The sequence below is a fragment of the Flavobacterium cyanobacteriorum genome (assembly GCF_002251835.1).
GTDB classification, from domain to species: domain Bacteria; phylum Bacteroidota; class Bacteroidia; order Flavobacteriales; family Flavobacteriaceae; genus Flavobacterium; species Flavobacterium cyanobacteriorum.
Map to the genome: position 1 here is coordinate 1 of NZ_NOXV01000246.1, position 2210 is coordinate 2210.

At 36.8% G+C, this 2210-nt stretch carries 3 protein-coding genes; 2 read left to right on the plus strand and 1 reads right to left on the minus strand.

Annotation, left to right across the window (positions count from 1 at the left end):
- Positions 1-159: 159 nt before the first annotated feature.
- A complete protein-coding gene (locus tag CHU92_RS07290; protein WP_094414106.1) occupies positions 160-411 on the minus strand; it encodes a hypothetical protein in 252 nt (83 codons plus the stop codon).
- A gap of 342 nt (positions 412-753) precedes the next feature.
- Between CHU92_RS07290 and CHU92_RS07295 the strand changes: the two genes are divergently transcribed.
- Positions 754-1230 carry a hypothetical protein gene (locus CHU92_RS07295; RefSeq protein WP_165764608.1) on the plus strand — a complete coding sequence of 159 codons (477 nt, stop codon included), beginning with the start codon at positions 754-756 and terminating at the stop codon, positions 1228-1230.
- 453 nt (positions 1231-1683) lie between these two features.
- Positions 1684-2205 carry a GLPGLI family protein gene (locus CHU92_RS07305; protein WP_129583027.1) on the plus strand — a complete coding sequence of 174 codons (522 nt, stop codon included), beginning with the start codon at positions 1684-1686 and terminating at the stop codon, positions 2203-2205.
- Positions 2206-2210: the final 5 nt, after the last annotated feature.

Here is a 2210-nt window from a genome sequence, read left to right on the forward strand (position 1 = left end):
TCATCGCACTAAAGAAATTTAATAAAATAAAAGTTTAAACCACTTCGATATGTCGATTGAGTATTTTTATCAACTGTTGGTAAGATAACTAATTTTGTCGTCAGATATTTTTTGCTGAAAGTAATAAAAAAATTACATTATTAATTTTTTGTTTGTAGATTATTGAGTTATTGTAGTGTTTGTCAAAATATAATCACCATTACTAGTATTTTGCTTAAAAGTTTTTACAACTCCTGTTTCAGTATCAATTACAAAAAAACCACCCGCATTGCTTGTGGTACTAATTTGATACTTACCTACAGAATTAGCGACATTTGCACTATTTGAATTGTCGGCAGAACAAGCCATAATAATTATACTAAGTGCACCTACGATAGCCAGTGAATTAATTAGATAATTTGGAAATTTCATAAAATTAATTTTAATTTGATTACAAAAGTAATGAAAATAAATCAATAACTTTGAAAAAATTAAGCCGATTTGCTAACAGCGGTTTTGCAAGATTGTGGGGTAAGTAGTTAATTTAAAGTTGGTTCTGTTCTTTAAAATCAGCGTTTAACCGCAAGTTTTAGGCTTCCATAATCCGCCACTACGCCAAGCTGCAAAACGTTGTGCGGAAATCCCTACGGGCTTCCCGCACAACGCCCCAGGCGATTTGCCCGGGCCAGCCCTCCGGGACTGCCCGACAACAAAGCGATTTGCAAAATGCAAATCACTTCGCAAATCGCCTGGGGCGTTAGCTCTCATTTTAAAATGACAGAAATACTAACCATAGACATTATCGACAACGACAAAGGCGGACATAACGACTTATTGTTTTCTATTCCAGACCTAATTGGCGACAAAGAATTTGACACCTATTATTTTTGCTTAGCTGTTGAGCCAGTAGAAACTATTGACGATATAAAAAATGCAGTATCTCAACTAATTCAATTTTGGCATAACAAAGTATCAGAGAGTAAAAATGGCGAAACCATATTCTTACCAATTGACTTTTCTGACCAATATACTGGCTGTTTGAAAGTGCAAAATCAAGACGGACAATTAGTTTTAACCTTCGGTTTTTCAAGACGAGAAGGATATGCCGTTGACCCATTAAACCCAGAAAATTATTACAATGAAATAACTGATTTTGAAGCCGACTCCGAAAAACAACTGACAGTTGACCAATCAATTTTCATTTCTACACTTGACAAACAAATTCGAAAATTAAAAGGATTGACGACTTGAAAGTTTATACTTAAACTAATGAACAACGAAAGAAAAACGAGTGCTAACAGCACATTTGCAATAGGCGGGGTTTCGTGCTCCGCAGACAGTTTTGGGATAGCCGAAAGTTTTGTGCTCCGAATAAATATTAGTGGTAAAATTCCCGCCCATCGCAAATCTGCGAAACGTTGTGCGGAAATCCCTACGGGCTTCCCGCACAACGCCCCAGGCGAATTGCCTTGGCCAGCCCTCCGGGACTGTCCGACAACAAAGCGATTTGCAAAATGCAAATCACTTCGCAAATCGCCTGGGGCGTTATAAGCAAGCCGTTTNCTTGAATTTAAATGGAATGGCAAAGCCTCTAATTTAGAACAATTCCTGTTGATTATTGATTCTAAAACCAGCCAGTCCCTTTTTGTAAGTATTCCCACAGATAATATTTTAAAAGCAAAAACATCCAATGTTGATTTGCTGATGAAGAATTCAACAATGTTTGCCGAGATTATCTGCTTAAAAAATAAGAATTTTACAGTTTATGAAAAGATAATAGATTTTAGGTATTCCTATTCAGAGCCGGCAAATTTGAAATGGGAGATTCTTAAGGAGACAAAGCAGATAGGGCAGTATAAAGCGCGCCAGGCAAAATGTAAAGCCTATGGAAGGCAATGGTTTGCCTGGTTTACCAGTGAAATTCCACTCAATTACGGCCCGTACAAGTTCTCCGGGTTGCCCGGGTTAATCCTTGAGCTTCATGATTCGCAAAATCAATTTTCGTTTTCGCTGCAGGATTTTCAAAAAAAGGTCATCAGGAGGAAGCTGCCAAACTCTAAAGACTACCAGCAACTCGATAAAGAAAAATTTTATAAACGCAGATTCAGAATCCTTACTGCTGATGACGGTTCAATGTTGTTCAATAATGCTGATGAAAGAAAGAAATGGTTTGACAATATATTTAAAACCAATAGCGTCCTAAACAATAAAAAAAAGAATGGTTAGTTTTT

Excerpts from the sequence above, each read along its gene's own strand:
- CHU92_RS07290 (WP_094414106.1), bottom strand. The coding sequence starts at position 411 with ATGAAATTTCCAAATTATCTAATTAATTCACTGGCTATCGTAGGTGCA.
- CHU92_RS07305 (WP_129583027.1), top strand. The coding sequence starts at position 1,684 with ATGAAGAATTCAACAATGTTTGCCGAGATTATCTGCTTAAAAAATAAG.
- CHU92_RS07295 (WP_165764608.1), top strand. The coding sequence starts at position 754 with ATGACAGAAATACTAACCATAGACATTATCGACAACGACAAAGGCGGA.